General features: G+C 37.7%; 26 protein-coding genes and 1 riboswitch. Of the genes, 3 read left to right on the top strand and 23 right to left on the bottom strand.

Going from position 1 to position 26,297, the window contains the following annotated elements; genetic code table 11:
• Nucleotides 1-205 precede the first annotated feature (205 nt).
• From IGL36_RS06390 to IGL36_RS06360, 7 genes are all read right to left on the bottom strand, one after another.
• Nucleotides 206-481 carry an HU family DNA-binding protein gene (locus IGL36_RS06390; protein WP_002357604.1) on the bottom strand — a complete coding sequence of 92 codons (276 nt, stop codon included), beginning with the start codon at nucleotides 479-481 and terminating at the stop codon, nucleotides 206-208.
• A 247-nt stretch (nucleotides 482-728) separates the two neighbouring features.
• Nucleotides 729-2,039: a ribosome biogenesis GTPase Der gene (der, locus tag IGL36_RS06385; protein ID WP_002357608.1), complete on the bottom strand. Its 1,311-nt coding sequence runs from the start codon at nucleotides 2,037-2,039 to the stop codon at nucleotides 729-731.
• Between the two features lie 173 nt (nucleotides 2,040-2,212).
• A complete protein-coding gene (gene rpsA, locus IGL36_RS06380; RefSeq protein WP_002360341.1) occupies nucleotides 2,213-3,424 on the bottom strand; it encodes a 30S ribosomal protein S1 in 1,212 nt (403 codons plus the stop codon).
• A gap of 113 nt (nucleotides 3,425-3,537) precedes the next feature.
• Nucleotides 3,538-4,218 (bottom strand): (d)CMP kinase, encoded by a 681-nt coding sequence (cmk, locus tag IGL36_RS06375; protein ID WP_002357612.1) that lies wholly within the window; start codon nucleotides 4,216-4,218, stop codon nucleotides 3,538-3,540.
• A gap of 236 nt (nucleotides 4,219-4,454) precedes the next feature.
• Nucleotides 4,455-5,075, bottom strand: coding sequence for a LysM peptidoglycan-binding domain-containing protein (locus IGL36_RS06370; protein WP_002384525.1), 621 nt, complete (start codon nucleotides 5,073-5,075; stop codon nucleotides 4,455-4,457).
• A 75-nt stretch (nucleotides 5,076-5,150) separates the two neighbouring features.
• Nucleotides 5,151-6,593 carry a RecQ family ATP-dependent DNA helicase gene (locus IGL36_RS06365; protein WP_002382317.1) on the bottom strand — a complete coding sequence of 481 codons (1,443 nt, stop codon included), beginning with the start codon at nucleotides 6,591-6,593 and terminating at the stop codon, nucleotides 5,151-5,153.
• Nucleotides 6,594-7,628, bottom strand: coding sequence for a helix-turn-helix domain-containing protein (locus tag IGL36_RS06360; RefSeq protein ID WP_002379439.1), 1,035 nt, complete (start codon nucleotides 7,626-7,628; stop codon nucleotides 6,594-6,596). It lies immediately after the preceding gene.
• Between the two features lie 35 nt (nucleotides 7,629-7,663).
• Between IGL36_RS06360 and IGL36_RS06355 the strand changes: the two genes are divergently transcribed.
• Nucleotides 7,664-7,882 (top strand): ferredoxin, encoded by a 219-nt coding sequence (locus tag IGL36_RS06355; RefSeq protein ID WP_002357617.1) that lies wholly within the window; start codon nucleotides 7,664-7,666, stop codon nucleotides 7,880-7,882.
• Between the two features lie 22 nt (nucleotides 7,883-7,904).
• Here the strand turns inward: IGL36_RS06355 and IGL36_RS06350 are convergent, their stop codons facing one another.
• The 8 genes from IGL36_RS06350 to IGL36_RS06315 form a co-directional block, all read right to left on the bottom strand.
• On the bottom strand, nucleotides 7,905-9,236 hold the full coding sequence (locus tag IGL36_RS06350; protein WP_430609065.1) for a zinc ribbon domain-containing protein: 1,332 nt from the start codon (nucleotides 9,234-9,236) through the stop codon (nucleotides 7,905-7,907).
• Between the two features lie 255 nt (nucleotides 9,237-9,491).
• Nucleotides 9,492-10,157, bottom strand: a complete 666-nt coding sequence (locus IGL36_RS06345) for an ECF transporter S component (RefSeq protein ID WP_002384530.1) — start codon at nucleotides 10,155-10,157, stop codon at nucleotides 9,492-9,494.
• Between the two features lie 71 nt (nucleotides 10,158-10,228).
• A riboswitch (FMN riboswitch) is annotated at nucleotides 10,229-10,348 on the bottom strand.
• Nucleotides 10,349-10,499: 151 nt separating this feature from the next.
• Nucleotides 10,500-11,216 (bottom strand): pseudouridine synthase, encoded by a 717-nt coding sequence (locus tag IGL36_RS06340; RefSeq protein ID WP_002357624.1) that lies wholly within the window; start codon nucleotides 11,214-11,216, stop codon nucleotides 10,500-10,502.
• A gap of 3 nt (nucleotides 11,217-11,219) precedes the next feature.
• The gene (gene scpB, locus IGL36_RS06335) at nucleotides 11,220-11,825 is read right to left on the bottom strand and encodes an SMC-Scp complex subunit ScpB (protein ID WP_002357625.1); all 606 of its coding nucleotides are present in this window, start codon (nucleotides 11,823-11,825) and stop codon (nucleotides 11,220-11,222) included.
• The gene (locus IGL36_RS06330) at nucleotides 11,822-12,616 is read right to left on the bottom strand and encodes a segregation/condensation protein A (RefSeq protein WP_002381915.1); all 795 of its coding nucleotides are present in this window, start codon (nucleotides 12,614-12,616) and stop codon (nucleotides 11,822-11,824) included. Before IGL36_RS06330 ends, scpB begins: the two co-directional genes overlap by 4 nt.
• A gap of 64 nt (nucleotides 12,617-12,680) precedes the next feature.
• On the bottom strand, nucleotides 12,681-13,571 hold the full coding sequence (gene xerD / locus IGL36_RS06325; RefSeq protein ID WP_002398286.1) for a site-specific tyrosine recombinase XerD: 891 nt from the start codon (nucleotides 13,569-13,571) through the stop codon (nucleotides 12,681-12,683).
• A 168-nt stretch (nucleotides 13,572-13,739) separates the two neighbouring features.
• Nucleotides 13,740-14,669 carry an alpha/beta hydrolase gene (locus tag IGL36_RS06320; protein ID WP_002357629.1) on the bottom strand — a complete coding sequence of 310 codons (930 nt, stop codon included), beginning with the start codon at nucleotides 14,667-14,669 and terminating at the stop codon, nucleotides 13,740-13,742.
• 193 nt (nucleotides 14,670-14,862) lie between these two features.
• Nucleotides 14,863-15,954 carry a DUF871 domain-containing protein gene (locus IGL36_RS06315; RefSeq protein WP_002360357.1) on the bottom strand — a complete coding sequence of 364 codons (1,092 nt, stop codon included), beginning with the start codon at nucleotides 15,952-15,954 and terminating at the stop codon, nucleotides 14,863-14,865.
• Nucleotides 15,955-16,135: 181 nt separating this feature from the next.
• On the opposite strand from IGL36_RS06315, the gene IGL36_RS06310 reads away from it, so the two are divergent.
• The gene (locus IGL36_RS06310; RefSeq protein WP_002374887.1) at nucleotides 16,136-16,885 is read left to right on the top strand and encodes a peptidylprolyl isomerase; all 750 of its coding nucleotides are present in this window, start codon (nucleotides 16,136-16,138) and stop codon (nucleotides 16,883-16,885) included.
• Nucleotides 16,886-16,928: 43 nt separating this feature from the next.
• Here the strand turns inward: IGL36_RS06310 and IGL36_RS06305 are convergent, their stop codons facing one another.
• From IGL36_RS06305 to obgE, 5 genes are all read right to left on the bottom strand, one after another.
• Nucleotides 16,929-17,303, bottom strand: a complete 375-nt coding sequence (locus IGL36_RS06305; RefSeq protein WP_002357632.1) for a YxeA family protein — start codon at nucleotides 17,301-17,303, stop codon at nucleotides 16,929-16,931.
• A gap of 142 nt (nucleotides 17,304-17,445) precedes the next feature.
• Entirely contained in the window at nucleotides 17,446-17,991 is a 546-nt protein-coding gene (locus IGL36_RS06300; RefSeq protein ID WP_002365644.1) for a TetR/AcrR family transcriptional regulator, read from the bottom strand.
• Between the two features lie 218 nt (nucleotides 17,992-18,209).
• Nucleotides 18,210-19,508, bottom strand: a complete 1,299-nt coding sequence (locus IGL36_RS06295; protein WP_002363934.1) for a PTS sugar transporter subunit IIC — start codon at nucleotides 19,506-19,508, stop codon at nucleotides 18,210-18,212.
• Between the two features lie 26 nt (nucleotides 19,509-19,534).
• Nucleotides 19,535-19,837 carry a hypothetical protein gene (locus IGL36_RS06290; protein ID WP_002363933.1) on the bottom strand — a complete coding sequence of 101 codons (303 nt, stop codon included), beginning with the start codon at nucleotides 19,835-19,837 and terminating at the stop codon, nucleotides 19,535-19,537.
• Between the two features lie 138 nt (nucleotides 19,838-19,975).
• Nucleotides 19,976-21,292: a GTPase ObgE gene (gene obgE, locus IGL36_RS06285; RefSeq protein ID WP_002384537.1), complete on the bottom strand. Its 1,317-nt coding sequence runs from the start codon at nucleotides 21,290-21,292 to the stop codon at nucleotides 19,976-19,978.
• Nucleotides 21,293-21,579: 287 nt separating this feature from the next.
• Between obgE and gap the strand changes: the two genes are divergently transcribed.
• Complete coding sequence (gene gap / locus IGL36_RS06280; RefSeq protein ID WP_002357638.1) at nucleotides 21,580-22,590, top strand: type I glyceraldehyde-3-phosphate dehydrogenase; 1,011 nt, start codon at nucleotides 21,580-21,582, stop codon at nucleotides 22,588-22,590.
• Nucleotides 22,591-22,640: 50 nt separating this feature from the next.
• Here gap and IGL36_RS06275 read toward each other — a convergent pair whose 3' ends face one another.
• The 3 genes from IGL36_RS06275 to IGL36_RS06265 form a co-directional block, all read right to left on the bottom strand.
• On the bottom strand, nucleotides 22,641-23,090 hold the full coding sequence (locus IGL36_RS06275) for a Fur family transcriptional regulator (protein WP_002357640.1): 450 nt from the start codon (nucleotides 23,088-23,090) through the stop codon (nucleotides 22,641-22,643).
• Between the two features lie 115 nt (nucleotides 23,091-23,205).
• Nucleotides 23,206-24,087, bottom strand: coding sequence for a CvfB family protein (locus tag IGL36_RS06270; RefSeq protein WP_002361792.1), 882 nt, complete (start codon nucleotides 24,085-24,087; stop codon nucleotides 23,206-23,208).
• 73 nt (nucleotides 24,088-24,160) lie between these two features.
• The gene (locus IGL36_RS06265) at nucleotides 24,161-26,224 is read right to left on the bottom strand and encodes a cell division site-positioning protein MapZ family protein (protein WP_002398284.1); all 2,064 of its coding nucleotides are present in this window, start codon (nucleotides 26,222-26,224) and stop codon (nucleotides 24,161-24,163) included.
• Between the last annotated feature and the right edge of the window lie 73 nt (nucleotides 26,225-26,297).

Genomic DNA, 26,297 nt, shown 5'->3' with positions numbered 1-26,297 from the left:
TAAATCTTTCTCTTTTTATCAAAAAAGCAAGGAGCGAGTGTCGAACCGTTCCCGCTTGATTCTCGGAGCGAAGCACGTTTTTCTCACCCAAGGTTCGTTACAATTTAGCCTTTTAGCGTGCTGTTTCGACCACCTCTTAAAATAACATTTTTTATGTATGATTCAAAAAAGAACCCTTGGAAACCAAGGGTTCTAATTGTCTGTCTTATTTCACTGCATCTTTCAATGCTTTACCTGGTTTGAATGCAGGTACTTTGCTTGCAGCGATTTGAATTTCTTGTCCAGTTTGTGGGTTACGTCCTTTACGAGCTGCGCGTTCGCGAACTTCAAAGTTACCAAAACCGATTAATTGAACTTTTTCACCTTTAGCAAGAGTTTCTTGAATTGTTGAAAAGACAGCGTCTACTGCTGCAGTAGCATCTTTTTTAGTTAAACCAGTTGAAGATGCAACGTTTTCGATTAATTCTGCTTTATTTGCCATGGATCATTTCACCTCCTCTATAAGAGATACGATGTTTTTACACACCTAAAGTTCCGTCTATTTTTGAGTGGTCCAAAAACAGACAGCAAATATTGATCTGGTTCAATATTCTGTTAACAAGATAGCATAAGAAAGTTGTAATAGCAAGGTTTTTAGTGTATTTTAACCAGTTTTTTCAAAAAATAATCATTTTTTCTCAAAGTTGATAAATTTATTTGAATATCTAAAAAAAGTATGGTAGAATGCACTATTTTCGGCGTCGCGGAATGATTTTAATTGGCGTGCCCTCAAACGTAAATGCTTTTCTGATTTGATTTTCTAAAAACCGGGCATAAGAAAAGTGCATTAGTTCTTCTTCGTTGACAAAAATAACAAATGTAGGTGGTTTGACTGCCACTTGTGTTGCATAAAAAATCTTCAAACGTTTTCCTTTATCGGTTGGTGTCGGATTAATTGCTACAGCATCCATTACAACGTCATTTAACAACGCTGAAGGAATCCGTAAGTTTTGATTCATACTAACTGTTTCAATTAGTTCAGGCAGTTTGTTTAAACGTTGTTTGGTTAATGCAGACACAAAAATAATGGGTGCATAATCTAAATATTGGAATTCATCACGAATTTCCGCTTCAAAATCACGCATTGTATTTGTATCTTTTTTGACTGTATCCCATTTGTTGACCACGATAATAATACCGCGACCCGCTTCATGGGCATAGCCCGCCACACGCTTGTCTTGCTCACGAATACCTTCTTCTGCATTCAAGACCATTAAAACAATGTCTGAGCGTTCAATCGCCCGCATTGCGCGCATGACGCTATATTTTTCAGTTGATTCGTATACTTTCCCACGTTTACGCATACCAGCTGTATCAATCATTAAGAACTTTTGACCTTCTTCAGATTCAAAATACGTATCGATTGCATCTCGCGTTGTTCCTTCAATATCTGAAACAATCACACGATCTTCACCAAGAATAGCATTAATCAATGATGATTTACCGACATTTGGACGCCCGATTAAACTAAATTTAATTGTATCTTCGTCCTCTTCTTCTGAAGTGTTAGGAAAATGTTTAACTGCTTCGTCTAACACATCGCCAATGCCTAAACCATGACTACCAGAAACTGGGAAAGGATCCCCTAGTCCTAAAGCATAAAATTCATAAATATCATTACGCATTTCAGGATTGTCAACTTTATTAACAGCTAAGATCACTGGTTTATTACTACGATATAAAATTTTTGCTACTAACTCATCTGCATCAGTAATTCCTTCACGGCCACTAGCAACAAAGATAATCACATCTGCTTCATCAATCGCAATTTCTGCTTGGTGTTTGATTTGATCCATAAATGGTTCGTCACCTAAATCAATCCCACCTGTATCAATAATACTAAATTCACGCCCTAACCATTCTCCAGTTGTATAAATACGGTCGCGTGTTACGCCAGGAGTATCTTCTACAATCGAGATACGCTCACCGGCAATGCGGTTAAAAATAGTCGATTTACCGACATTCGGTCTACCGACAATCGCAATAGTTGGATTTGCCATTTGATTCCCTCCTTGAGAATTTCAATCCTTACTAGTTTACCTAATCAAACCTTAAAGTGCAAGAAAAGTTTTAGTTTCTGCTGATTTTCTAACCAATTCAAGAAAAAATGAGTTTGACATAGCCGATCTGTTTACGGCTATGTCAAACTCATAAATTTCAAGAAAGTAACGGGTTATTCCTCTTCTTTCGCATCAGATAAAGCGTCACCTAAAATATCGCCCATGGTAAAGCCAGTATTTTCTTCAGGCAATTCATATTCCTGTTCTTCTTTTGGTTCTTCTTGAGACTCAGGTTTTGGTTCTAACGCTTTGATACTTAAAGCAATACGATGTTCCTCTGGATTAACTTCTAAAACTTTCACTTGTACTTGATCCCCTTCATGAAGGACTTCATGAGGCGTTGCAATGTGCTTGTGAGAAATTTGAGAAATATGCACTAATCCTTCCACACCAGGGAAAACTTCCACAAAGGCACCGAAGCTTGTTAGGCGTTTTACTGTGCCATCTAAAACAGTCCCAGCGGCTGCTTTTGTTTCGATATCTGTCCATGGTCCAGGCAATGTTTCTTTAATAGATAAAGAAATACGTCCTTCTTCTGGATTAATTGAAAGAATTTTTACTTGAACGTCTTCGCCAACAGTTAACGCATCACTTGGTTTGCCCACATGCTGATGAGCGATTTCAGAAACATGAACTAAACCATCCACGCCACCTAAATCAATGAATGCGCCGAAATCTGTTAAACGAGCTACTTTCCCTTCAACAACGTCTCCGTCATGTAAAGAAGAAAGTAATTCTTCTTTTTTCGATTCTTTTTCAGCTTCAACAACTGCTTTATGTGAAAGAATTAAGCGGTTTTCTGAAGGTTCGATTTCAATAATTTTAAATGCTAGTGTTTGACCTTTATATTCAGAAAAATCTGCAACAAAATGATCTTCAACCATTGAGGCAGGAACAAATCCGCGAACACCGACATCAACAACCAAACCACCTTTAACAACATTTGTAACAGGTGCTTCGATTACTTTGCCCGCTTGGAAATCTTGTTCAATTTCTTCCCAAACTTTTTTAGCATCTAAACGGCGTTTTGACAGTAAATAACTGCCGTTTTCTTTATCTTTGCCAATTGATGTGATAACAACTAAATCTAACACATCACCGACTTTCACAAGTTCGTGTACATCTTCAACTGGTAAAGTCGATAATTCCTTTGCAGGAACAACGCCTTCAACGCCCGCTCCTTCAATGCCGACAACAACTTGTTTGTCTTCAATGGCTAAAACTTCGCCTTTAACAATATCGCCAACACTGACTTCTTGAACGCTGTTCATTGCATCTTCCATTGTTTCGTTGTTTGCTACTTGTTTGTCTTCAAAATCTGTCATGCCTCTTATCCTCCTATGCCAACAAAAATTCCAAAACTTAGCTATATATACTTACATAGTACGAGATTTTTGTAAAAAAATAAAGCGATTTCTTCTATTTTTCTTAAAATTCTTTAAAAAAGTTCAAAACCTTTTTGTTTAATCACATTTTGTATGGCGGCGACGACTTCTTCAATCGTCAAGCCTGTTGTATCGATTTTCACAGCATCACTTGCTTGGACAAGGGGTGATACTTCTCTGGTTGAATCTAAATAATCCCGACGTTCAATCTCCGCCTTCAAGGTTTCAAAATCCGTCTCAATCCCTTTTTCTTGATTTTCTTTAAAACGACGTTCTGCACGTTCTTCAACGCTAGCCACCAAGAATATCTTTACTTCGGCCTTTGGTAAAACTGCAGTACCAATATCTCGACCATCCATGACAACTCCGCCGGCTTGACCAATTTTCTGTTGTAACGCCACCATTTCTTCTCTAACTTTTGCATGTTTTGAAACAGCTGAAACAGCATTCGTTACATCTGGCTGGCGAATCGCTTCGGTCACTTCATGACCGTCGATAAAAACACGTTGGCCATTCTCTGCTTGCTGAAAAGAAATAGTGTGGTTGACACAAAGCGCTACTAATGGCTCTTCCGCTTGAATGTCGATTTGATTTTGCAAGGCCAGATACGTAATCGCTCGGTACATGGCACCCGTGTCACAATACACATAATTCAATTGTTTTGCTAAAATTTTTGCAACTGTACTTTTGCCTGACGAAGCTGGTCCGTCAATAGCAATACTGATTTTCCCCATGAAAAAACTCCTTAACTGATATGCATCTTTTTAAATGCGCTTCTTCTTTTATATTAAAATCAGAAGAAAAGAACTTGGATTTAAACTGATGACGAGTCTCTAACGAAAAAGCAATAAGCCGAAATCCCTCGAAAGACGCAAAACATCTTTCGGAAATTTCTGCTTATTGGCATTCTCATGTAATCATCCGTCGCGGTTTAGCCCTTGAAAGTGCTGTCCAAACCTCTTTTTCTGGATTATTTAATACGTAATGGTTGTCCTGGATAAAACACAGATGTATCAATCCCAGGATTTAACGCTAAAATTTGTTCTAATGTCATTCCGTTACGTTCGGCAACTTGACGTGCCCCTTCGCCACTTTGAACGGTATCATAAACAGGTTGTTGGTTCTGCGCTTGTTGCTGTTGTTGATTTTGAGCTTCTTGTTGTTGTTGCTGCTCTTGTTGTTGCTGTTGTTGTGCTTGTTGGTCCTGTTGTTGCTGTGCAGCAGCATCTGAACTTGAAGGTGTTGTATTTTCAGCTGGTTGGCTGCTTGCTGGTTCTGAGCTTTCCACTGATTTTGACGTACTTTCTTTTTTCTTCTCTTTTGATGATGATTGGACTAATGAAGAAGATGGCTGGCTATTTTTGCTAGCACTTTCGTTCGGTTTCTTGTCTTGCATCATCCATAAGAAAGTCCCAATTGGAATGGCAATAATTAATAATAGCAAAATAACTAAAACAGTTAGAAATAATGAATTTCCTCGTTGCTGTTGGCGTTTTGCTAAACGAGAACCACCACCATTTTGATCAGGTTCATAAATTGATTGTTCCCATGGCTCACGAGCTTGGTTTTTCTTTTTGTCCTTTTTACTCACTGCTAATTTCCTCCTAAACTTCTCTCGCTTGTTATTATATCATAGCTTTTGCCAACTGCCGACTAAAAAAATGAATTAATCACGTTCTTTAAATAATTTTAGAAATTTAGAACGCCAACCTTCTTCATTTTGATTGCTGGTCTTGTTCGATTTTACTATTGAATCTTGGTAAATGTCAAAGAATAACGCACAATTATCACAACAAGTTTCCGGTGATTGTTTGACAATCGGTTCTTGAAAATAAGTTTGAATCAACGTTCTTCGACAGGTTGTGGTTTCAATATACGTCAGCATCCCTCTTAATTGTGCTTGGCGATCTTTTTCTTTCTCCTCTAAACGATGCTCTAGCTCTTCAAAAGAATAATCCTTGGCTAAATAGCCTTGGACCCATTTTTGTTGTAACTCGGTGGCATTTTCTAGCAAACCTGCTTGTTCTTCTCCTTCAATCAGCGATTTTAAGGTCGCTCGATTCGCTCTTGTCTCTTCTAAGAAAAACCGATGAATAAATTCATCCCCTTTTTTATACAATAATAGCGCCCAACTTTTTTGACCATCACGTCCAGCTCGCCCGATTTCTTGCAGGTAATTTTCTAAGCTATCAGGCAAATCAAAATGAATCACTCCACGAACATCAGGTTTGTCGATTCCCATCCCAAAAGCATTCGTTGCACAAAGAATATCGATTTGATTATCAATAAATTGTTCTTGCAAGCGACTACGTTCACTAGCCTCCAAGCCCCCATGATAATAGGCTACCTTAAAACTGGTTTTTGCCTGAATAAGTTGACTGATTTGTTCTGTTTTGTTGCGCGTGGCGCAATAGATAATGATTTTACCAGCCGTTTTAGATAAGTAATCTAGTAACACTTCTTCTTTTTCTGACGTTTCCTTCACGAACAAGCCAATATTTTTTCGATTCACTGAAGAAAGAACTTCTTGATAGCTGCCATGAGAAAATAATTGTTTTATAATTGCGTGCTGTACAACGGGTGTCGCTGTGGCAGTTAACGCCAAGGTCAAAGGAAAGTCTAGCTGTTTTTGGACCAGATCTAATTTACTATATTCAGGGCGAAAATCGACGCCCCACTGATAAACACAATGGGCTTCATCCACCACAAATAATGCAATTTTTTGGCGTTGTAACACACTAAGTACTTCTTGCTGCAAAAGCATTTCTGGGCTTAAAAACAGATAATCGTATTGGAACATTTTCGCTAAAATATAACGCTTTTCTGAATACTGTAACGTACTGTTTAAGGCAACCGCACCTTTAATTCCTTGTCTTTGTAATTGACGCATCTGATCTTCCATTAACGAAAGTAAGGGAGAAACAATTACCGTTAGTCCCTCTAACTTCTGGCCCACAAATTGATAACACAATGATTTTCCAGTCCCTGTTGGCAAAACAGCCAATGTATTCATACCGTCAAGTAAGTTTGTAATCACTTCTTTTTGACCAGGCTTAAACGCTGCGTAACCAAATTGAGTGAATAATTCTTGTTCTAATGTCAACAACACTCACTCCTTTTCTTGCCAAATTTGTTGGATTTGATATAACCGAAAATCTAAATAAGAAAGCGTCGCTTCTTGCGCTCGCCAATCCCGATACACCCACAGCCGCGGATCTTGTTCTGTTTGAGCCAAGTTTTGGAGCATTGCCTCCTTTTCAAGGTAAACAGACGCCTGCAGCTGCCCTTGAATAGCCAACTCTAATAGATGGTCGTGAATGGTACTCGGTTTTATTTTTCGCTGCTCAGCAATTTCTTGAAGTGTCTTACCTTCCGTTAACAATCGTTGGGTTTCTTGCATACTTTGGTTTAGATTTTTTTCTAGATACGGCCATACAAGCGTTTGTAAAGCAGGATAATTTCCTCCGTACATTATCAACTGCAGTAAATGATGAACCGCTTGCGTGTGCCACAAACGCTGTTCAAGAGCTGTCTTATGGCTTGTTAATTGCTGAGGAACTTTGCCAGTTTGCTGATAACCAGAAAGTTGCGCAACCAAATAGTCGCTTTCTGCTTCAGGTAGTAACTCAAACCCTCGCAACAGTTCTTCTTTGATTGATTGAACGCGCTGCTCTTTCTTGTCTTGTTGTAACCATCGTTTCAAATATAGTTGCGGAATCGGTGTTGATAAAAGTGGAATATACTGTTTTTCCTCAAATGATAAATATGAAGTCACTTGCACGGCAAATTGAATGAGTTGCCAACTTTCTCGATCACTTCTGCCAAAACGATAAAGATCAATTGCAGGATAATCCAGCAACGAAAAATGGTGCTCCTTTAAAAATAGTTGCCCTTCTTTTGTTAGTTGAATCTCATTTGTCTCTTCGTGATACTGAATTTGTTTCGCCTTCGAAAGTTTTTCAAGAAATTGAAAATAGGCTTGTTCGGAAATCGTTGGCCACCAGCCAATGAACCGTAAACAATCATATAAAAAACCATAAATCAAAACAGAGCTAGTCCGTTTGCCTTTTAAAAGATGATACAAAGTTGATGCACGTACCTTGTATCCATGAGATAATAACGCTAAAATAAAAGTTGCTTCCATAGTAAACCTCTTTTAGATAGGATGTGTCACTGTTTATGCAATCACGTTTAGTTCCTGAAAAATGTATTGCTTGTGGACTTTGTCAAGTTTATGCGCCTAATATATTTGATTATGATGATCATGGGATTGTCCTTTTTAAAGACGAGCCGCATGCTCGACAACAATTTATTCCAGAAAACGAACGCGAGAATGTGTTAAAAGCGTACCGCAAATGTCCCACGCGTGCAATAGAAATAAGCAAAAATGAGTGCTAAATAATTTAGCACTCATTTTTGCTTAGAGTATCTTTTCGAGCCAAGCAAGTGTTTGTTCATCTATCGAAACAAACTGTAATTGTCCTTCTTTTAACGGTTCTTTGACTAAATGAATTTGATCATTTAGGCCATTGATCCATTCATAACGAAGACCATTTTCTTTTGCTTTAGAATTTTTGGCTTCTAAATAATAATTGACATGGTAATTTTCTTTACCATCCAATTGTAGCGTATTAATGGTCACTTCAAAATCTGGTGAACCATCGGTCGATTTCTTTTCACGTAATCGTTCAAGTGCTTCTATAAAAGAAGGAAATTGAGGATTATTTTCCCCACCAACGAGATATTTTTTAGCAAATTCTGTACTATCCGTATGACTTTTCACTTGTTTGGCAAATGCTTGATAAAAGGTTTCTAGCGCTTTGCGGGCATCATAGTCGCTAGCTAACGGAAAATTCAATTGTAGCGTTGGATTATCGGAGAGCGCTTCGACAAAATCATTTTCACCAATCGTTTCTTTTGATGTTTGAATTTCTTCTCCATTAATCGTCTTTTTAAGTTGAATCGTCATCCCTTTGGACCAGAACAAAGGGCCAATCGTTTTGCTTCCATTCGTTAGCATACCAACTTTCCGATCATTAATATAAATATCTGCGTCTGGCAGATTGCTTTCCACAACAAAATTCATTCGTTTAAAATCTAAAGGAATACTAGAAATATAATTTTCCTCTTCTAATAAACGGTACTCTTCTGTGATAACAGGTTCGCCGGTGCTATCTTTCACTGTGGCTGTAAAAGTATATTGTCCTGGCGCTAAGGGGCCCAATTCCTTTTGATAAGTGGTTGAGTCGGAAGTGCCCACTTCCCGCCCGTTCATTGCCAGCGTCACACCGCGCTGATTCGTCGTTAACTGAACAGAAACAGGCGTTAAAATGAATTGATAACGGTGAAAGAAAAATGCTGTTTGACTTGTTTCACGAATAGTTAAACCATGTAACTTTTTATCCTTTAATAGCGCTTTTTCTAATTTTTTTAGCTCAGTTGGATTTTTTTGATAATAAGTGATTAAAGGCTTAATGCTTTGCGGATTCACTTGAAATTCAGACTCGTTCGTCCTCATTTTTTTACTTAATTCTTGGGCATCACCATTCTCAATCGCTTCAATAAAATAAGAAATTTGTTGTTCCTTAGAAAAATAATGCGTCCCGAGAAAATAGCTACCCGCTCCAAGAACGATGAACACAAAAAGAAACGCCCAGATCCAGCTTCTTTTTGATCTGAGAGGAGTAGATTCGTTCCCTTTATTCATTGATGGTTGTGCTTGGTTTTCCTCTTGATGCATTGATTCATTCATTAGCGGAGCGCCGCATTCTTCACAAAAGGACTCCGTATCACGATTCACGTGACGACAATTTTTACACTTTTTCACTCAGGAAAACTCCTCTTTCTTTGATGATTTCTATCATACCAAGGGAAAGTTAAAATTACAATGCAGATGGTTTAGTATTTTTTAACAGAATGATGACAGATTATGACAACCTCTTTTCTTTTAGGCGTAAATTTTAAAAACCCACTGTCAAACATTGTTCAACAGCAGGTTTTTTATCATTTATTTTGTTAACGGTGTTTTTTTCTGAATAGTATGTTGTTTTTTTGATAGCCATGGCAATAACTTCGCATGTAGTACTAGAAAAACACCACTGACTAAGAGGCCTTTAATAAGGTTGAATGGCACAATACCAATCGCCACATAGCTTGCTAAAGATGTTCCTAAAAATTGTTGTGTGGTCACACCATATAATTGTAAGTAAACTGGTGTAATGACAAAATAATTCGCAATACTCATGAAAATCGTCAAGGCTAAGATCCCACTTACTAGGCCCACTATCCGATTTGTACGGATATTTTTCTTTTTACCAAAGAAATAAAAAATTGGCAAGGTGAAGATACTACTTGCTAAAAAGCTAGCGAAATCTCCCACCATATTTTGCGGTGCTAGTCCGGTTAAGAACAGGTGTAGCAACGAACGAACAAAAGCAGTAATTACTCCTGCTAACGGTCCGTACAAGAACATTCCGAGTAGAATCGGAATATCACTAAAATCGATTTTCAAAAAACTAAACGCCGGCATAATCGGAAATGCCACAAATTGTAATACTGTACCGATTGCAGCCAACATTGCAATGCTGACCATTTTTTGTACCTTGTTGTTCATCTGAAATCCTCCAATTAAGGACCCATCTTCAACGAACTTTTTGATTCGCTTCTTTGTCATACAAAAAAACCCTATTTTTCTGCAGGGAAAAATAGAGTAGGATTATCTGATGAAAAAGCGTCTCAAATAAGCCCTATCTTCTTTATCCAGACTATACTGTCGGTATTGGAATTACACCAATTCAATCGTTAAAAACGAGTCGTGGACTATAACCACCGGTCGGGAATTACACCCTGCCCCTGAAGACGAACCTTGTATTATATTTTTTTACTTACTTAGTGTAACCGATTTGAACAATGAATGCAACTAACTAAGCTTTTTTATTAAATTTCATTGATTGTTTCATTTCTCAAAAAAAACAATCCCTTCGCCATAAGCGCGAAGAGATCGAGTCATTTTATCTTATTTAGCTTGATTTAATAATTGACTGATTTCTTTTTTAGTTAAATCACGATATTGTCCTGGTCGCAAACCTTGTAAGGTCAACTCACCATAACGTTCACGTTTTAATTTTTGAACAGGGAAACCAACAGCTTGAAACATTTTCTTCACTTGATGATTACGTCCTTCATGAATCGTTAATTCCACGACACTGCTACCTGTTTTAATATCCGCTGAAAGAATTTGAAAATTGGCTGGTGCTGTGCGTTTGCCATCAATGCGAATGCCTTTGGCTAATGGCAATAGATCCCGTTTAGTAGGTACACCTTTAATTTTTGCTACGTAGACTTTATCTACTTCATGTTTAGGATGGGTTAATTTTTGTGAAAAACTTCCATCATTCGTTAAAAGTAACAACCCAGAAGTATCATAATCCAGACGACCGACTGGATAAATTCGCTCAGTAACATCTGTAAAATAATCCGTTACTACTTTACGGCCTTTATCGTCAGACACCGCAGAAATAACCCCTCTTGGTTTATAGAATAAATAATAACCATATTCTTCTTGATAAATTGGTACACCATCAACCTCAACAGTATCTTGTTTACTTACTTGCGTTCCTAATTCTTTGACCACTTGGCCATTGACTTTTACGCGGCCTTTGACAATTAATTCCTCTGCTTTGCGACGCGAAGTCACCCCAGCATGAGCAATTGCTTTTTGTAATCTTTCCATTTTTTAAGCTTCCTCGCCTTCTGTTGTTTCAGACATTGGGTTCGTTTCTTGATAACGATCAAAAAATAGATCCATTGGTAGTTCTTCTTCTAATTCATCTTCCATTTGTTGGATATCTGGTAATTCATCTAAACTTTTCAACCCAAAGTAATCCATAAAATACTTCGTTGTGCCATACAAAATCGCTCTACCAGGACCATCGACGCGGCCTTTTTCTTCTATCAACTGACGGGCAACTAACTTTTGGATAGAGCCAGAAGTCTGTACGCCACGAATTTCATCAATTTCAATACGCGAAATTGGTTGCTTATAAGCAATAATGGATAATGTTTCTAGCGCCGCTTGTGATAAGGCGTTCGACATAGGCGATTGCGCATATTTTTTTAGTAATGAGGCATATTTTTTCTTCGTTGTTAAGACAAAATGATTGCCGACTTCTAAAATATTTAACGCCGATTTATTGTCAGAAGCATAATGTTCTTTCAATTTCGTTAATTCTTCATAGGTTTTTGCTGTTGACTTCTCTAATAAGTACGCCAGCTCTTCCAAGCCAATTCCTTCTTCGCCAACCACAAATAAAATTGCTTCAATTTGACTAACTAATGTCACTGTGTTTCCTCCACCTCTGTTGTATCTTCCTGCTGGGTTTCTGTATTAAATAACAAAATTTCACTATAATTATTTTCTTGTTCAGCATAAATCACGCCTGTTTTCATTAATTCTAAAAGAGCCATGAACGTTGTCACAATTTCTTGTTTGGAATAAGAATCGAAGAAAGAATCAAACGACACTGCCTTCCCTTTCTGTACTTGACGCATACGCTCTGAAATAGCGGTGATTTTTTCTTCGATGGAAACATCGTCACTAGCAACAGTTGTTTCAACAGGCTGGCGATTTTTTTTCTTTTCTAACATGGCGTGAAAGGCTAGAAATAAATCAATTGTATTGATTTGATTAGGCGGTAGTGTTGTATCTTCCTCTTTATAATCATCCATATCCATTGGTTCTTTTGTATAATAGAGTTTACGTTCTTCTTCTTTTTCATGTAAAACAGTCGCTGCATATTTAAATTTCCGATACTCCAATAACTGAGCTACTAAAGCTTCCCGTGGGTCTTCCTCTTCAAAAAAATTTTCATCATCAATGATCTCAAGCTCTTGTTTTGGAAGCAACATCTGACTTTTAATAGCCATTAAGGTGGCAGCCATGACTAGATATTCTCCAGCGACTTCTAACTCTAAGGTTTGCATCGCATGAATATAAGACATGTATTGTTCAGTTACTGCTGTAATGGGAATGTCATAGATATCGATTTCTAATTTTTGAATTAAATGTAGTAGAAGATCCAGTGGTCCTTCAAAGACATCTAGTTTTAAATTAATTTCTTGCAAAAACGACACCTACTTTCTTTTCTCGACTTCCTAGTTTACCATAAATTTATTCGTTTGTGGGCATTCTCGCAAATTAAGCCCGAGGAAAATGTTCCTTATAAACATCTGCCATTCGTTGTTTGGTAATATGTGTATAAATTTGTGTCGTGGAGATATCTGCATGTCCTAATAATTCTTGAACGATTCTAAGGTCTGCGCCATTTTCCAACAAATGTGTCGCAAAGCTATGCCGTAATGTATGCGGCGTAATATTTTTCTCTATCTGGGCTTCTCGGACAATCTGTTTTAAATTTTTCCAAATGCCCTGTCTAGATAACGGTTCGCCATGATGATTAACGAACAGGTGTGTTTCATTCGGATGGTTTTTAATCAATTGAGGTCTGGCTTCGTTCATATAGCGCTGAATCCATTGAATCGCATAATCGCCTAAAGGGATAATTCGTTCTTTGTCCCCTTTTCCGATTGTTTGCAATAAACCAATGGATAAATGCAGATCCCCTAATTTTATTTCAATTAGCTCACTAACTCGCAGGCCCGTTGCATACATCACTTCTAAAATAGCACGATTCCGCATACCTAGTGGTTTACTTGTATCAGGCGTTTCAATTAATCGAGTCACTTCGTCAACAGATAATGTACTTGGCAATTTTTGAACTTTCTTGGGGGAGTCAATATGTTGCATCGGATTATGTTCGCTTAAGCGTTCTTGACGTAAAAATTGATGAAATCCTCTCAAACTAGAAATCATCCGAATCACACTTGCTGAAGCTTGCTGTTCTTCGTGAAGGGATTGCAAAAATTCTGTAATCATGTAACGGTCAACTTCGTCCCAAGAATGCAGGCCTTGTTCTTGTAAAAAGGCTACGTATTTTTTTAAATCTCGTTCGTAACTCCGTCGTGTGTTATTTGATAAGCCCCGCTCTATTTGTAAATAGTGTAAATAATCGACTAATTGTTCTTCCATTATCCTTCCCTCATTTCTAGTACTATCCTATCAGATTATGCCCTAGATTGCATGGGTAAATTCCAACTTATTAAAAAAAATCAACTGACAACAAAAGACTTGTTCACTAAGTCGTTAACTTAAGAACAAGTCTTTTGTTTTTGCTACTATTAGTAAAGAATAAATTTGTTATTTTATATATTTATCTAGAAAAGCAGCTACTGTTTCCTTATATTTTTCTGGGTTTTTATTATAAGCTTTCGCATGCTCTGCTCCAGGCACGACATATTTCTCTTTAGGTCCTTGGGTTGCATTATAAACTTCGTCTAACATACTAAACGGCACAAACGTATCATTTTCACCATGAATAAAGAGCATTGGTAAATGATTCTTTTGCAATTGCTTAACAGCGCTTGCTTCCCCAAAGAAATAGCCAGCTCTAAGTTTCGTAATCCCGCTAGTAACATTAACTAATGGGAAACTTGGTAAATTGAAAAGCTCTTTCAATTGATATTGCAACTCCTGATTGACTGTAGAATAGCCACAATCTTCCACAATGGCTTTCACGTTATCTGGTAATTTTTCCCCACTCGTCATCATGACTGTAGCAGCACCCATACTGACACCGTATAAAGTGATTTGTTCTTGCTGACCATTTTCGGTTAAAACTTTCTCAATCCATTGGACATAATCTTTACGATCGGGCCAGCCGAACCCAATATAATCTCCTTGACTTTTCCCGTGACCACGCGCATCTGGCGCTAACACATTGTAGCCCCAATCATGATACATTTTCGCAAAGACAGACATCGTTTCTGCCGAACCCATATAACCATGCGCCATAATAACGGTACGATTACTTTTTTTGTCGGCTGGTAAATAAATGGCCTTTAGACGTAGCCCATCTTCCGAAGTAATTGACCATTCTTGTCGATTTTTGTCATCTTTAAACCACGCGCCTTCAGGTGTCTGGACCACTTTTGACCCTGGGGTATTCTCATTTATAAAGTCTTTCTTTCCTGGAACTACTGCATAATTATAAAAATATAAGCCTGCCGCAATTAAACCAATTGCAATTACTACAATAAGCGCAATCAAAATTTTTAACCATCGATTCATCTACGTACTCCTTTTATTTAAACTGTATGATTCATTATAAGTTGTCGCCCTTTTTTTGACAACTACCATTCAAAGATTCAGCCATCTTTCTTTACCACTACAATGGGACAATTTTGTTGCGACAAAAAAGCATAGCACAAAAATATTACCTTTTACGCTATGCTCCACTTATCTATTTATAGGAAACTAAAAATTATTTATTTTCAATAAGTTTAAAACTTGACCATGGTTTCAAAAATTCTAATAAGAAACGTTCGTCATCAGAAATACGACCAACCACATTTACACGGCCATCATTTTTCATTTCTTTTAAAGCAATTTGTGTTTCCCCTTTGTATTGTCCATAGCCAACGTTGTCAATCAAGACATCGCCTCGAACAATATCTCTCGTTGTATGAGCTGGGAAAGGACGATCTTTATAGTAAACACGTGTCATTGTTGAACGCAAAACGTAATCAGAACGATCTCCACGATAACTGTGTAAGTTATCGAACAATGCAATTCTTTCATCTTCTGTGATTTCTGGTTCTGTATCCACTTTGATCGAAGGATACGGTGCATGAAAGGCTTCTGCCATTGCTGCTAATTCTGCTTCTGAGGCATAAGCATTTCCGACAGAAATATCATCGATTAATCCTGTTAAAACTAAATGCTTAACTTGCGTTGCAATTTCTAAATCGCGGTGGTCTTCCAAAGAACATAACCCATCTTGTGTCGGCCATGGCCCAAATGTAGCATCGTGTGAGTTCACAAACGCCATCGTATTTAAATTATATTTTCTAAATTTTTCTGAACAATAAACAAAATGCTCATAGCCTAAGCCTGTATAACGATGTGGATAGAAATTATGTGAGCCTAGTAAATTTTCTGTGTTTGGTGAGTAGGCCATAATATTATCTACATAACTTGTCCCTGAACTCATATTAATTTCAATTTTAATGCCATAAGGGTTTCTTGTCATATTCGCCTCTTCTTGCCCAGTAAAACCAAGATCTAAACGAATACCGTAAGCGCCCATATCATGGAAAAATGATAAATCATCATAAGAGATGCCTAATTGTTCGAACAATGCAGGATTAATATCGACCATCACTTCCATACCTAATTGGTTGGCGTAATCTACGACTTTTTTAAACTCTGCTAATACCTTTTCCCGATCATCATTGATTTGCAATAAACTAGTAAAGACACGCTTAAAGCCGTATTTATGAGCCAAATCCAAATATGCTTTGTCCTTTTCAAATGTTGAACGTTCTGGATAAATTGAAATACCTAATTTTCCCATGTGATTGCCTCCTAAATTGTAAAACATAATAATGTATCTGCTTACATTGTAACAAAAAAAACAAAAGTGGTCTACACCTTTCCTATAGGAAATCTTATAAAAATTCCACTGGTTTGTTATCTTCTCTTTTGTTATGATAAAAAAGAACCTAATTGTCAGTGTGAAAGGAAGAGGAAAACAGATGAAACATAAGAAAATGCTTGCTGTTGCTTCAGTTGCAGCATTCACCTTGCTTTTAGCAGGCTGTAACACAACCAATAATAAAGGCACGACCGCAACGAGTGATTCTGTCGCTAAATCCAGTGAAAGCAAAACAAAGGATTCGGTCGACTTAAATTCACTAGATTTACCACAACTAGATGACAAAGTTGCCGAAGATCAAGACTTAGTCCAAATGGTTACTTCAATGGGAAATATTGAAATCAAACTATTTCCTAAACAGGCTCCAAAAACTGTCGAGAACTTTATGAAACATGCCAAAGATGGCTATTATGATGGCTTGACTTTCCACCGCGTCATCAATAACTTTATGATCCAAGGTGGCGATCCTAGCGGTGATGGAACTGGCGGAAACAGCATCTGGAATAAACCATTTGAAGATGAATTTTCAAACCAGTTATATAACATTCGTGGCGCGTTATCAATGGCGAATGCAGGACCTAATACTAACGGCAGTCAGTTCTTTATTGTCCAAAATACAGATGATCAATCTGATGGTCTTTTATATGATGATTATCCAAAAGCAATCATTGATGCTTACAAAAAAGGCGGCTATCCTTCTCTTGATAAAAAACATACTGTTTTCGGTCAAGTAACCAAAGGAATGGATATTGTCGATAAAATTGCCAAAGTCGAAGTTGGTGCCAACGATAAACCAAAAACTGATGTTAAAATTGAAAAAATCAATATTCTTCAAGAAGCAAAAAAATAACAAAAAGTCAGAACGTACGCTGAAGATACGTTCTGACTTTTTGTTATTTTTGAATCGCTTGTAATGCCTTTTCTGGTACTTGGTCTTGATTGACCTCTTCATACGTATTGATGTGGGCCCCTTTATTTGAGACTTTTAGATAATGATCTGTTTTTAATTCATGGTCCGCTGTGAAAGTTATTTCTCGCGTTTTGCCTTCCTCATCTGCGGCTACTTGCGTATAACTAGCAATTCCATAGCCATTAACGCTATCGGCTTTCTTTGTTTTAACATACACATTTCCTTCTTTAACCAATGGATTTAATTGATCTAACACACCAGCTAATTCGCCAGAGTTCTTCTCTGCGTAAAACTTGGCCCCAAATAAACCACCACCAATAACAATTGCTGTCACCACTAAAAATTTAATAAATTTCATCACATAAATCCTCCCGAGTAATTATTCTCTGTTACTTCTTCCAAAGTATAGCAAGTTTTAAACAATCCTTCCTCGGGCGCAACGACCAGTTTTTCCTCAGACTTATGTCGTATTTTTGTTATTTTGAATAAATAACAAAACACTACTCTTCTATCAATAATTGACTTAATAATTGAATTTCTTGATTCTTAGTTAAGTCAATTGTTTTCATTGTAACCGCTGTGGCTAAACCTAAATAGATTACCACCATTTTAGGAAATAATTCGACAAATTTTCCTTTGTCCATTTGTACATATTTTTTATCCAATAATAAACGCTCTTCAAAAAAAGTTTGAAGCATTTGCTGCAATTCTTCTTCATAACCATGTGCTTTCATAAATAACGCCGTATAGATTTTTTGATGTTTTTGGGCAAATAATATAAAGTTCAGACCCAATGCAATCACTGGGTCTGAGGCACCGACATCTGCTTTATAAAATAATTGCATACGATGAAATAACGATTTAATTAAGGTTCGTTTTAAATCGTCCATGTTGACAAATTCTAAATAAATTGGCTGCGTAGAAATCCCCATAGCATCTGCAATATTTCTAGCAGTTAAATTAGAAAAACCTTTATCTACTAAAATTTTTTCAGCTACGTTTAAGATTTTTTCCTTTGTATATACCTTCGTTCTAACCATTTTCATACCCCTTTTCTCTTTTAGTTAACAATAACTTTATTATGTTCACACAAAAGAAAACCATTTTCATTATATATATAATATTTTACACTTTTTTATGCGTTTCTTTTCTCAAAATTTTCTATACATTTCGAAAAAATTGAGAATTTTCATCACCTATAAACAAATAGGTCCAGAACAAAAGGTCATCACCTTTTGTTCTGGACACTAAACGGCTGCACTCTTTATTCTTCTATTTGTTTGCCTTGTTCTTTGGCAAGCTCATTTTTATCATAAGCTACAAAGAACGGATAGTAAATCAAGATGGCCACTAGAATTAAAACAATATTCAAAACAGCAGCACGCCAATCGCCGCCTGTCGCCATAAAGGCGCCAATTGGTCCTGGTAAGGTCCAAGGAGCGGTAAAGACAACTTCACTTACTAAACCTAATTTTGTGGCAAACCAAGCAATCGTTGCTAAAACCATTGGTGCAAAGATAAAAGGAATCATTAAAATCGGATTTAAGACAATCGGTACACCGAAAATAACTGGCTCATTAATATTAAAAATAGACGGTGCTAAAATAGCTTTTCCTAGTTTTGAACCATATTCTGATTTTGCCCGAAAGGCTAATAATATGGCTAAACCAATTGTGGCTCCGGCACCACCAATCCAAATGAACCATTGGTAAAAAGGTTCTGCCGCAATCCGAGGTAATGCTTCGCCAGCTGCTTTAGCAGTCGTGTTTTCCTCTAATAGTTGTAGCCATAGAGGACGCGCCAACGATCCTACGATTGAAGCGCCGTGAATCCCAAAGAACCAGAAAAATGTGGTTAAAAAGACTAACAGCAAGACACTCAATAAAGAGTCCGCTGCTTGAACTAGTGGTCCCACTAAGTTCCCTACAAATGTGTGCCAATCAAAGCCTAAATAATAAGTGATTGAACCAATCAATAACATGACAATTAAAGTCGGAGTCAATGATTCAAATGAACGAGCAACAGCAGGTGGAACGTTATCAGGCATTGTAATTTTGAACTTAGACTTATCTGTCACTCGATAGATTTCGACAGCAATAATTGACGTCACAATCCCGACAAACATCCCTGCACCACCCAAATTAGCCATTGGTAAAACAAACCCAGAAACGCCAGCTGCTTTACTGGCTTCTTCAGGAATCGCTACAGGTACTAATGTTAATAAAAAAGCAATCGTAGCCAAAATCCCTCCAGAGACTTGATCAAGATTATATGATTTCGCTAAACTAGCGCCAATGCCAAAAGTCGCATATAACGCCATAATGTACATTGTCATTCGGTAAGGCAATAAGATTGTAGCAGCATTACTTGTTAAAAATTGAGTAATGCCCCAAGATTCTGGTAACGGCGGAAACGCAATAATTAGAAAAAAAGAACCGACAATAATTAAAGGTAATGTCGCAATAATCCCATCCCGCACCGCACGTAAATGGCGCTGATTGGCAATTTTAGCCATTGGTCCAGCTAGATGATTTTCAATCCAAACAGTCAGTTTATCTAACATAAATAACACTCTCCTCTGTTTTTCTCTTAAAAAATAACTCCTTTAATCAGCCATAAATAAGAGATAAGCTCTAATAAAATAAGAGAAATTAAAAACAACCAAATAAAACGCTTACAAAAACCTGTTTTCGTTTCAATAAAATAATGACTATACGCTAACGCAAAAGCAATCCCAACAGGCAAAAAAATCATGGCACCAATATTAAACGGCAGACTGAAAGTCCATAATAAAACACTCGGCAACAGGACACCACATAAGAGCCCCATACTAAAAAGAAAACCGGCACTTTTAACTGAAAACTTAGGAACCATTGCTTGATTGTTTTCCATTTCAATTTCGCTCCTTTCGTTTGTTATTTTGTTACATTTAAAATTATAAGCTATTAAAAATATTATTTCAATCTATTCGCTAATTTAATACTAATTTTAAAATAAAAAACCAGTTCACTGAGTGAACTGGTTTTATGCTTATTCGACAAATTCAAATTCAAAATTACCAATCCGAACAATGTCGCCATCTTTCGCGCCACGTGCTCGTAATGCCTCATCGACACCCATACCACGTAATTGACGTGCAAAACGCATTACTGTTTCATCATGATCGAAATTCGTCATTTCAAATAATTTTTCTAATTTTTCACCAGATAAAACCCATGAAGCATCTGGTTCACGATCAATCGTAAATTCTGGACCTTCTGGTTGGAAGCCATAACGAACGGTTTCTTCCTCTACCACTTCATCTTCATATAATGGGAATTCAGGCGTTACTTCCAACAAGTCAGCTGTTGCATTTAATAAAGGTTCAATACCTTTACGAGTAACCCCAGAGATTGGGAAAATAGGTAGCTCATCAGCATACTCATCGGTGCGTTCCTTCGCAAGTTGCTCTTTAAATTTTGCTAAATTCTCTTCTGCTTCAGGCATGTCCATTTTATTGGCAACAATAATTTGAGGTCGCTCCATCAAACGTAAATTGTGTGAAGCCAATTCTTTATTGATTGCCAAATAATCTTCATAAGGATCGCGTCCTTCCATGCCACTCATATCAATGACATGTAAAATAACACGCGTCCGTTCAATGTGGCGTAAGAACTGTGTTCCTAAGCCGACACCTTGAGAAGCTCCTTCAATTAAGCCTGGCAAATCTGCTGCAGCAAAGCTTCGACCATCACTAGTAGTCACCATCCCTAAGTTTGGAACTAACGTCGTAAAATGATAGGCACCAATTTTCGGACGAGCGGACGAGATAACAGAGAGTAATGTTGATTTTCCTACAGAAGGAAAACCAACTAACCCAACATCTGCTAAAACTTTTAATTCTAATTCAATTTTACGTTCTTGGCCCGGTTCGCCGTTTTCGGCAATTTCTGGTGCAGGGTTTCTTGGGGAAGCAAAGCGAATATTCCCACGACCACCGCGTCCGCCTTTTGCTACTACTAAGGTCTGACCATTCTCAATTAAATCCCCAATTAAGGCTCCAGTTTCTGCATCACGAACTGTTGTACCTGGTGGAACTTTGACAAGTAAATCTTCTGAACCACGACCGTGCATTCCTTTACTCATACCATTTTCTCCAGGTGTCGCCTTAAAATGACGATTAAACCGGAAATCCATTAATGTGCGTAATCCTTCTTCAACAACTAAAACAACGTCGCCACCGCGACCGCCATCACCACCAGCGGGACCCCCGTCTGGTACATATTTTTCTCTACGGAAAGCAACCATTCCGTCGCCGCCTTTACCAGCTTTGACATCAATCGTCACTTGATCTAAAAACATGGACATATAATTTGTCCTCCTATTCTACTTCTACTATCTTTAATCACCTCAAAAAGCGTGATTCGAAAGTCTTTATTATTGTATCGGGAAAACAACCGTTTGTCTAGCAATTCTAGTTAGTTATCGTTGGAAAAAGCAAAATTTCTCATGAATCTTTCGCTTTCTTTTTGTCGCTTCGCTATCAGTCTTTTGACAAAAAAATTTTAGAGGTTCATACTATAGATAGTTGAAGAAAATCACTTTTTCAGCAAGGGTCCAAAGAAACACAAACATCTAAAGGAGGAATTTTTGTTATGACAGTCAAAGTAGGAATTAACGGTTTTGGAAGAATTGGTCGTTTAGCCTTTCGCCGAATAAAAGAAGTTTCTGATGATATTGAAGTTGTGGCAATCAATGATTTGACTAGCCCAACAATGTTGGCTCACTTATTACAATTTGACTCTACGCATGGCACCTATCCTGGCACCGTGACAGCCACTGAAAATGGCATTGTTGTGGACGGCGAAGAAACCCGTGTCTACGCAGAACCAGATGCAAGTAAAATCCCTTGGGTTAAAGAAAACGGAGTAGACATTGTCCTTGAATGTACAGGTTTTTATACCTCTGAAGAAAAAGCACAAGCTCATTTAGATGCAGGTGTGAAACGTGTGGTTATCTCTGCTCCTGCAGGCGCAATGAAAACAATCGTTTATAACGTCAATGATGATACACTTGATGCCAACGATAAAATCATTTCTGCCGGCTCATGTACGACAAACTGTCTAGCACCGATGGCTTACTTCTTAAATAATGAATTCGGTATTGAAGTTGGTACCATGACAACTGTCCATGCCTACACATCAACACAAATGCTATTAGATGGCCCTGTTCGTGGCGGAAATCTTCGTGCGGCACGCTCTGCTGCAGACAATACTATTCCCCATTCAACTGGTGCTGCTAAAGCAATTGGCTTAGTTATTCCAGAACTTAATGGAAAATTACAAGGCCATGCCCAACGTGTTCCCGTTGTGGATGGATCCTTAACAGAATTAGTTAGCATTTTAAAAACAAAAGTAACAGCTGATCAAGTAAATGAAGCAATGAAAAAACACACCATTGATAACCCTTCTTTCGGTTATGATGATCGTGAAATTGTTTCTGGAGACATAATCGGCACGACAGAAGGTTCGATTTTTGACCCAACGCAAACAGAAGTAACGACAGCTGGCGATTTCCAATTAGTGAAAACTGTGGCTTGGTATGACAATGAATATGGTTTTACTTGCCAAATGATTCGCTTATTGGAAAAATTCGCTAATTTATAATGCCAATAAATAAAAAACTGCCTTGCATAAATTAATGCAAGGCAGTTTTTTTAATGTTTACTTTGACAACTTTGACAAATACCATGAAAAGTTAAGCGATGATCTTTGACTAAAAAATGATACCGACTTTCAACAATTTGCTCTACTTCACCAAGCAAGTCTTCTTCCACTTCCTCAATTGTGCCACATTCTAAGCATAACAAATGGTGGTGAAAGTGTTTGGCGCCTTCTTTTCTTAAATCATAGCGAGCTAAACCATCGTTAAAGCTCACTTTATCAACGACTTTTAAGTCTGTTAAAATTTCTAGCGTTCGATAGACTGTTGCTAGACCAATTTCCGGACTTTTTTGTTTTACCAAGAAGTAAATTTCTTCTGCTGATAAATGATCTTTTTCATTTTCCAATAATACAAGTACGGTTGCTTCCCGTTGTGGTGTTAATTTAAAGCCTGATTCATGTAATTGTTTTTTTGTCTTTTTTAAAGCAGCAGTCGAATCCATTATTACAGCTCCTTGTTTAGAATGATTACAAATTAAGAAACTTAATTTATCAATCAAATTAAAATAATTATAAAAGAAATAACTGTAATTTGCAAGATATTCTCAATTAGCTACCTTAATTTTTTTCTTTTGATTGTTCCAACGAGCCAATTAGAATTGTTTTACCATCTTCTTGTTTAATTAATTTTTGTTTCATTAAATGGCCTAAGGCGCGTTTAAATTGAGCTTTACTAATGCCAAAGGTTTGTTTAATTTCATCAGGGCTTGATTTATCGGTGAAAGGAATTTGGTGATCGTTTGCTCTTTCTAAGAAAGTTAGAATCATTAACGCATCATCGCTGATTACTTCATGACTTCTTGGTTTTAATGAAAGATTCAATACGCCGTCCGGCCGCACGCCAATCACACGCCCCACTACTTTTTCACCTAAACGTGGTTCCTGGAATCGTTCAGAAGGATGGATAAATCCAATGTATAAATCATCAGTTAAAATATACGTTCCTGCAAGTTTCAGACGATACACATGCCCAGTTAAGTTTTGGTTTTGCATTTCAGCATTCCCGCGTTTTGCCATTGCTTTAAAGACTTTTTCATCTGCTAATTCGCCCCAAATGCGGTCTTTACTGTCCACTTTTAAAGTAACCATTACTCGGTCTTCTTTTTTAGGCCAAAGTTCCCGCATGGTTGGTAATTCATCCAACGAAATAACGACATCTTTATCTGGTAAGCCAACATCCACAAAGACACCTAAATCACGTCTCGTTCCTGTGACAGTACCAAAGCCATAGCTACCAATGCGCACAGTAGGAATTGTAGTTGTCAGTGCTGGCTCTTGTTTTTGATTTAAATAACCAAACCCTTCTACAGCCTCCCCTATAGCATGCGTACCTTCTTCTTTTTTTAAACGGAATGTGATGCCATTTTTTTGAACAAAATAAAATTGTTCATTTTCATCGACCACAATGCCGGTAAATGTTGTTGCTAGTAATTCTCTCATTTATCATTAACTCCTCAAGGAAAGCCAATCGAACAAAAGATTTCCGCTTTCGTTCGATTGTTTCTATTTTCTTTTATTGCCCTGCATTACGAGAAGCGTTCCCTTTGAACCAACCTGTTTTAGCATTGATTGTAACTAAATACATGTGAACATTTTTCTCTGTAGTGCCTTCTAATAATTTTGATTGATTGTTTGTTGCATAAAGATTGTAGTAACCTTCGCCATTCACAATTTTGGCAGGTTCTAAAGAATATCCGCCAGGAACCACATAGCCACGAGCAATCACTGTGTCTAAGACTTTTTCTTTCACACCTGGTGCCCATGTCCACGCTGGATTGCTACTATCAGCGATATCGGCAGCATCTGGCGCATAAAGCGGACTAGTGTAAACCCCGTCACTGTTCGGCGCCGTGTAGCCATTCGCTTCTGTTTTTGCTGGTTCTTCCTTCTTAGCGTTCTCTTTTTTCGCGGCAGCAGCTTGTTTCGCTTGTTCTTCTGCTTGTTTTGCTTGCTCTGCGGCAGCTTGTTCTTCTGCAATTCTTTTCTGTTCTTCTTCAACCTTGGTTAACGCTTGGTCAGCTGTCGTGACTTGTTTGACCAATTCTTTTTTCAGCTTATCACTTGTTACTTTATCTACTTCTGCCTTAGCAGCTTGATACGTGTCTCGATTCAGCTGATTGGTAGTTTTTCCATCTTTATAAATGACCTCAACCGCTTTTTTAGCTTTTTGTAATTGGTTGTATTGTTGGTTCGCTTGATCGATTGCTTGGTTCATCAATTGGTCAAATGGATCATTTCCTGTTAATTTCTTTACGGAAATTGGTTGATCAGCAGCTAGAATCGCCGGTTTCAACTCATTGCCATTGACAATCGGCGCCTCAAATAATTGGTTGATTTGTTGAATGGTTTGTTGCTTCTCTTTCAATGTTTGAATTTGTTTATTTAATTGAGAATACTCTTCTGAATCTTTAATTTCCGCGACTTGTTTTGAGAGTTTTTCTGGACTAACAGTCACCATATCGGGTTTAATAAAAACTTGCTCCTTCGTGGTATAAAAGGCTGCTAGTTCATCTTTCAGCGTATCTGTTTTCTTGGTTAGTGCCGCCGCCTCTTGCGCGGCAGCTTTTTGCGTTTGATCATGATACGCCCAAGCACTACCTCCAGCTAATAAAACAACCGCAAGCGCAACAAAAGCCACTTTTTTTGATGGTTTCTTCGGAGCAGGCGCTGGTTGAGTATTCCCAGTTTCATTCATCGGTGGTATCACACCTGAATCTGAAACTTTTTCCTCGGTTGTATCAGCGTCGCTCGGTTCCTCTAGCGACGCTGCACTTGTTAACCCTTCTTCAGAATCTGAAATGGATTCAGTTGGTGTTTCGGCTTGGGTTAATACTGCCTCACCGCTGTTTTCTAACTCTTGGGTCTCTGCTGTTTCTTCTGATGGATTTTCAGACATTTCTGTATCTGCTCGATGCGCTTGAATATAAGCTTGCAAAGTTTCGTTTGGTGTTACATCTTGATCTTCTATCGGTGGTTGTGAAAAAATTTCTTCTTCAGAAGTGGTAGAGATAACTTCAGTTCCTGAAATCTCTGTTAAAGTTTCCTCTTCTGACTTCACCGTCTCAGATACCTCAGCTGTTTCTGCTTCAACAGTAGTTGTTTCTTCCGTTGTTTCTTCTAAATTAACTGCTTCGTCCGTTGCTAGTTTTTCTTCTGTTGAATGAGTAGGCGTCGCTTCTGTCGCTGGTATCGTTTCCTCCACCGAATCATGAGTCTCCTCACTAGCCCCTTCTTGAAGCGATGTTTCTAGACCAGAAACATCCTCTGAATCAGAGACTATTAAGTTATCTTCTGTTGACTCCTCTTTTTTGTCATCATTACTTTCTTCTTCTGGTGATTCGCCAAACAGTTCCATCACATGGCCTAAGCTCATATCTTTTAACTCAGACCATTCAATATTCTCATTTAATTGATCTTCGTGTTGTTCATTTTCCTGTGTTTCAAAATCTATATTTGTTGAAGTCGTTTCCGCTTCTTCTTTATCAACTGTTGTGTCAGTTAGTGAATAGCCACATGTTGGGCAGGTCGTTAATTCTGCATCGAATTCGTTCCCGCACTTCGGACATTTTTTTGTCATTCTTCCGCCTCACATTCTGCTAATATTCCATTACTTCTAATTTACCACAACTTGCGCCTTCTTCCAATAACTA

Source organism: Enterococcus sp. AZ011, from assembly GCF_050548355.1.
Taxonomy (GTDB): Bacteria; Bacillota; Bacilli; order Lactobacillales; family Enterococcaceae; genus Enterococcus; species Enterococcus faecalis.
The sequence above is the reverse complement of the archived record's forward strand: the minus strand, read 5'-3'. Positions and strand labels throughout refer to the sequence as shown.